Source organism: Pseudonocardia sp. SID8383 (assembly GCF_009864975.1).
GTDB lineage: Bacteria > Actinomycetota > Actinomycetes > Mycobacteriales > Pseudonocardiaceae > Pseudonocardia > Pseudonocardia alni.
On the sequence record NZ_WWFY01000504.1, the window covers coordinates 1 to 410 of the forward strand.

Consider the following 410-nt stretch of genomic DNA (forward strand, 5'->3'; position numbering starts at 1 on the left):
GGACGCCCCGGGTGCGACGACCCGCACGGTGACGGTCACCGCGCCACCCCGGCCAGGACGCGGCGGTACTCGCGGGCGTGGGCGTCGGCGACCTCGGCGCGGCGCCGTTCCCGGTCGCCGGGGTCGGCCCGCCAGGTCGGACGGGTCCGGTGCGCCAGTGCGACGGCGGCGCCGAGCGAGGCGCGGTCGGGTCCGTCGTCGGTGAGGGCGTAGGTCAGGCAGGGCGCCTGCTCCCGGAAGTGTCCGACGTCGGGCACCAGCGCGGTCGTGCCGAGGTCGTGACAGGCCTCCAGCCAGCCGGAATGGGTCCCCCACCGGTACGGGAGCACCGACACGTCGAGCTCCTGGAGGTAGGTGTGGAGGGCGTCGTCGTCGAACGGGGGGTGCACCCGCAGCTCGAGGCGGGGCTC

The 410-nt window shown here is 76.6% G+C and carries 1 pseudogene; it reads right to left on the reverse strand.

Annotated elements, in window-relative coordinates:
* Positions 1-35: 35 nt before the first annotated feature.
* Positions 36-410: pseudogene (locus GTW08_RS12210) on the reverse strand (glycosyltransferase family 1 protein); the annotation flags it as partial.